The following is a 4,547-nucleotide window of genomic DNA, read 5'->3' as shown; positions in this document are numbered from 1 at the left end:
CGAGACGGATCACGGACTGTTGAAGCTTAAAGTTACTGACCTGGCTGGACTTGCCGGCCAGCGGAATTGAAGAGGTAGGCCATGGCCAAGAGCAACGCGGAACGTTCAGAGAAAGCCGCGGCGAAGAGGAAGAGCCGCGGCGAAGAGGAGATTCGGTTGCACTGCCTGCCCGGTACGCGCCAAGCCCTTGCTGAGCTGATGGCCTGGAGCGGCATCGAGGAACAGGGCGAGGCGATCACTCTGATGATTCACCACCTGCACGGCCTTGGCCAGGGCGGCGCCCTTCCCATGCTCACCCCGCCGCGACACGAATACGTCATTCCAGAAAACGTGTCGCGGAAATTGAAACTCGCCCACGACCGCGAAGCCCTTCGCATCAACCACGACGAATAACCCCTACCCATGCTGCGCATCCGATCACGGAGGGCGGCGCCTGACTGGAGAAAATCCATGCCTGTCCAGAACATCGTCAGCGTAAGCGGCGGGAAAGACTCGACCGCTACGCTTCTGGTGGCGATCGCCCTGGAGACAGAAAACCTTCAGGCCGTCTTCGCCGACACCGGCAACGAGCACGAACAGACATACCAGTACCTTGATTATTTGGAGCGGGCAACAGGTGTTCCGATTACTCGAGTAAAAGCAGATTTTTCTCGCCAGATCGCCGGAAAGCGCAAATTCATCGAAACCAAGTGGCGCGAGCAAGGCATCGACGAACAGATTGTTCTGGCTGCTTTAGAGGTATTGCAGCCAACTGGAAACCCATTCCTAGACCTTTGCATTTGGAAGGGGCGCTTTCCCAGCCGCAAGGCCCAGTTCTGCACCATGGAGCTGAAGCGTGACCCGATGCTTGAACAGGTGGTGATGCCATTGATGGGCCGAGGCGATATGCTGATTAGTTGGCAGGGCGTTCGGGCCGATGAGTCGTTGAACCGCCGGTACCTGCCTGAGTGCGACGAGGTCGGCGGCGGGCTGTTCAATTACCGCCCGATCTTGAAGTGGGACATCCCGGACGTGTTCGAGGCGCATCGGTACATGGGTATTGAGCCAAATCCTCTCTACTCCCAGGGCATGGGCCGGGTTGGCTGTATGCCGTGCATCAACTGCCGCAAGGATGAGCTGCGAGAAATTGCCCTGCGATTCCCTGAGGTAATTGACCGGATCGACCTGTGGGAGCGAACAGTGCAACAGGCCAGCAAGCGCGGTGCGGCCACGTTTTTCGCTGGATCAAACGCCAAGCACCCCAAAGGCTCAATCGCCGACATGACTGCGCTGGAGGTCATGGCGATTGCCAGTATCCGCCAGGCCGTCGAATGGTCGAAGACAGCCCGAGGCGGAATCCAGTATGACTTGATGATTGCCACCGATGCGACGGCTTGCAGCTCAGCCTACGGATTGTGCGAGTGACCCGCCCTCACCTATTGCGCTGAACGCTTCAGATATCGTTCCAGTTTTCAGCATCGAATTGCTTATGTCCGCACTTCAGGCAGGTAACAAATATCTCAGGATCAATTCCCACATTGATGGTTGCCGCGTATGGCTTGTTTAGAAGGCCGTACCTATTCGTCGCGCAGGCCTCGCAGGCTATGCGCACAAGCTCTTCCTTCGAGCGACCCGCAGCGTATTTCGGCAATGCCATCTTCGTGATCCTCGCATCAAAGTTTTGATCCGGCCCCATGCCGGGCCGAACACAAATACCGCAACGGCGGGCAATGTGCCACCTCAGACGAAATTCGGCGGCTCAACGACTCGATGCGCCGACTCCATGTAGCTGGACAGGTCGATCACCTCGCGCAGGAACACGACCACCTCAAGCTTCACTGCGTCGTCCGGCAGCCCTATCCGTTTCAGCATTGCTCGGGCGTCTTCTTCAATCGCAGCCAATGCATCGATATCGCTTTGCAGTCTCATGTCGGCCTCCTGCCAATGTGAGTTCAGAGATACATACCCCACTTCAACGAATCACGCCAGCCGGCGAGGATCCCCTATGAACATCTATCGGCACACATTCGCAGCCGTCTGCCCGTCCGACGGTGAACTGATCATCTACCGGCTGGAAATTCGGTCGCTTGTAATGATTCACGTCGAACACATCAAGACGGCAACCGCGCTGATCAAGAAAGGCTGGCACGAACAGATTGCTGACCGCCTGGCTGAAATCTTGAGCGGAGATCAAACAATCATCGCCACTCACCAGGGTATCGAGATCGAAACAGTGAGACTCAGCGGATGATTGCGTACCACGGCACGCCAGTCGGCGGCACTCGGCAAGACGGCGCTCGCTTTCTTGCTGGTCGCCACGCCCTGGTGCCCTTCCCGCGCCAGGACGATATGGGCATCGTCGCTGATGTTTGCCAATCATTCGTTTTTGACAATGGCGCGTTTTCGGCCTGGACCAAAGGCGACAAGCTGGATGTCGACGGGTATACGCGCTGGGTTGAGCAGTGGCACCGGCACCCTGGCTTTGATTGGGCACTGATTCCGGACGTGATCGACGGGGATGAGGCGGCGAATGATGCGCTTCTATCAGCCTGGCCAGATGAGTTGCGCGGCGTGCCGGTCTGGCACATTCACGAATCGCTTGAACGGCTAGAGCGCTTGGCCGCTGGTTGGCAAACCGTGGCTATCGGCAGCTCCGGTCAATGGTCAAGCCCGGGTACAAGGCCATGGTGGAAACGCATAGGTGCGGCGATGGATGCAATTTGTGACGACTACGGGCGACCAGTGTGCAAGCTTCACGGACTCCGGATGCTTAACCCGGAGATCTTTCAGTCGCTGCCCCTTGCCTCAGCCGACTCAACGAACGCCACCGTGAACGGCGGCAGCATAAGCCGATTCGGCATGTATGCCCCGCCCACCGCCGGACAGCGTGCCAACGTAATCGCTGACCGGATCGAAGCGCATAACAGTGCGCCGATCTGGCAGCGTGAAGCGCAGGTAGAAATGGCACTTTAGTTTTCGAGTCGAATTCGCCACATACCCTGCTGGACGTCTTCAATCCAGAATCCTTCGAGGATTTTTCCACCTGGAAAACGATGCAGGGTGGCGTCGCCACGGCCGCCATCCTTTTGCAGCCGGTAATGACCAGGACCTGAAGAGCTACCTCGATAGATGATCGGTTCCTGATCATCTAAGTACTCAATGACGACCATATCTTCGTCAATACGGACGTTACACGGCCAGTCGAATTCGACTCCTTCGGCATGATAGGTATCCATCAAACTTTGTTTGAAAACTTCCATGATTTATCTCTTCAAGTTTATTTAGGGGGGTGTATCCCGGCCATGACGCGTCAGCCCCACCCTCACCTATTGCGCTGATTACTCGTTATCTAGCTTTCCAAGCTTGTACTCACAGTAAGAGCAATTCCCACCATTGTCGTATGCGTCGTAGACCTCTGACCAGGGAATCGGGCTGCTGCACGTCTCGCAGTTTTCGCGATGATATTCAGCCATTACGTCACGATCAAAAACAAAACGCTGTTTCGGCGACAACGACTCTAAACCTTCACTAACAACCTTCTGAGCTATTCCCTTTGAAGCGCCCTCCAGGTGATCGCCGTCGATTACCTGCTGAACGAAGTCTTCAAATCCGCTTTCTTCAATATCCATCTGATAACGCTCCTGATTTGTGAACGCAGAAGCTATCCCAAATTGTCACTTTCATCTAGCCCATCACGCCAGCCGGCGAGGACCCCCTATGTCCGCACAACAGAAGAAACATCCCTTCGATTTCAAAACTCAATACGGACTCGGCTTCAGCACTCAGGATGATGAGATCGTTGTCGATTTCTTCTGTGGTGGTGGCGGCGCCGGTACCGGGCTGGAGATGGGACTGGGCCGCGCGGTGAATGTCGCGAAGAACCACAGCCCGCAGGCGATCAGCATGCACACCGTGAATCACCCGGGCGCCGTGCACTACACCACTGACGTGTTCGAGGGCGATCCAGATACGGAATGCGGCGGCAAGGCCGTGGGCTGGTTCCACATGTCGCCGGACTGCACTCACCACAGCCAGGCCGCCGGCGGCCAGCCACGCAAGCGCGAGATCCGCAACCTGTCGTGGATCGGCCTGAAGTGGGCCGGCAAGAAGAAGCCGCGCGTCATCAGCTTGGAGAACGTGAAGCAGATCCTCCAGTGGGGGCCTCTGATCGCCAAGCGCTGCAAGTCGACCGGCCGGGTGATGAAGTTGGGCGGCGCCATTGCGGAGCCTGGCGAAGTCGTCCCGGTTCACCAGCAGTTCCTGGTGCCTGACCCCAAGCGCCGCGGGCAGACTTGGGCAGTGTTCGTCGCCGAACTGCAACGCCTGGGCTACGCCGTTGAATGGCGGGTCATCAAGGCCTGCGACTTCGGTGCACCGACCAGCCGCGAGCGACTGTTCATGATCGCCCGTTGCGACGGCCAGCCGATTGTGTGGCCTGAGCCAACCCACGCGAAGAACCCGGCCAAGGGCCAGAAGAAGTGGCGCACCGCCGCCGAGTGCATCGACTGGAACATCCCGAGCAAAAGCATTTTCGACCGGCCCAAGCCGCTGGCACCCGCCACCCTGCG

At 57.6% G+C, this 4,547-nt stretch carries 9 protein-coding genes; 5 read left to right on the top strand and 4 right to left on the bottom strand.

Going from position 1 to position 4,547, the window contains the following annotated elements:
• The first annotated feature begins 81 nt into the window (after positions 1 to 81).
• Both ACIOWA_RS27450 and ACIOWA_RS27445 read left to right on the top strand, forming a co-directional pair.
• Entirely contained in the window at positions 82 to 393 is a 312-nt protein-coding gene (locus tag ACIOWA_RS27450; protein ID WP_401162877.1) for a hypothetical protein, read from the top strand.
• A 57-nt stretch (positions 394 to 450) separates the two neighbouring features.
• Positions 451 to 1,404, top strand: coding sequence for a phosphoadenosine phosphosulfate reductase family protein (locus ACIOWA_RS27445; protein ID WP_401162876.1), 954 nt, complete (start codon positions 451 to 453; stop codon positions 1,402 to 1,404).
• A gap of 28 nt (positions 1,405 to 1,432) precedes the next feature.
• Here ACIOWA_RS27445 and ACIOWA_RS27440 read toward each other — a convergent pair whose 3' ends face one another.
• Together ACIOWA_RS27440 and ACIOWA_RS27435 are read right to left on the bottom strand one after the other, a co-directional pair.
• A complete protein-coding gene (locus ACIOWA_RS27440) occupies positions 1,433 to 1,636 on the bottom strand; it encodes a hypothetical protein (RefSeq protein ID WP_401162875.1) in 204 nt (67 codons plus the stop codon).
• An 83-nt stretch (positions 1,637 to 1,719) separates the two neighbouring features.
• Entirely contained in the window at positions 1,720 to 1,908 is a 189-nt protein-coding gene (locus tag ACIOWA_RS27435) for a hypothetical protein (RefSeq protein WP_401162874.1), read from the bottom strand.
• Positions 1,909 to 1,984: 76 nt separating this feature from the next.
• On the opposite strand from ACIOWA_RS27435, the gene ACIOWA_RS27430 reads away from it, so the two are divergent.
• Together ACIOWA_RS27430 and ACIOWA_RS27425 are read left to right on the top strand one after the other, a co-directional pair.
• The gene (locus tag ACIOWA_RS27430; RefSeq protein ID WP_401162873.1) at positions 1,985 to 2,230 is read left to right on the top strand and encodes a hypothetical protein; all 246 of its coding nucleotides are present in this window, start codon (positions 1,985 to 1,987) and stop codon (positions 2,228 to 2,230) included.
• Complete coding sequence (locus ACIOWA_RS27425; RefSeq protein ID WP_401162872.1) at positions 2,227 to 2,952, top strand: hypothetical protein; 726 nt, start codon at positions 2,227 to 2,229, stop codon at positions 2,950 to 2,952. The genes ACIOWA_RS27430 and ACIOWA_RS27425 overlap by 4 nt, the downstream gene beginning before the upstream one ends.
• Here ACIOWA_RS27425 and ACIOWA_RS27420 read toward each other — a convergent pair.
• Together ACIOWA_RS27420 and ACIOWA_RS27415 are read right to left on the bottom strand one after the other, a co-directional pair.
• On the bottom strand, positions 2,949 to 3,239 hold the full coding sequence (locus ACIOWA_RS27420; RefSeq protein ID WP_401162871.1) for a hypothetical protein: 291 nt from the start codon (positions 3,237 to 3,239) through the stop codon (positions 2,949 to 2,951). The two genes, ACIOWA_RS27425 and ACIOWA_RS27420, sit on opposite strands and share 4 nt — an antisense overlap.
• 78 nt (positions 3,240 to 3,317) lie before the next feature.
• Positions 3,318 to 3,608 (bottom strand): hypothetical protein, encoded by a 291-nt coding sequence (locus tag ACIOWA_RS27415; RefSeq protein ID WP_401162870.1) that lies wholly within the window; start codon positions 3,606 to 3,608, stop codon positions 3,318 to 3,320.
• A gap of 88 nt (positions 3,609 to 3,696) precedes the next feature.
• Here ACIOWA_RS27415 and ACIOWA_RS27410 point away from each other — a divergent pair.
• The coding region (locus ACIOWA_RS27410) for a DNA cytosine methyltransferase (protein ID WP_401162869.1) at positions 3,697 to 4,547 on the top strand (851 nt) is incomplete at its 3' end.

This window comes from Pseudomonas sp. NPDC087614 (assembly GCF_044743485.1).
Taxonomy (GTDB): domain Bacteria; phylum Pseudomonadota; class Gammaproteobacteria; order Pseudomonadales; family Pseudomonadaceae; genus Aquipseudomonas; species Aquipseudomonas baetica_A.
Note: the sequence above shows the minus strand (reverse complement) of the source record. Positions and strands in the feature narration are given on the sequence as shown.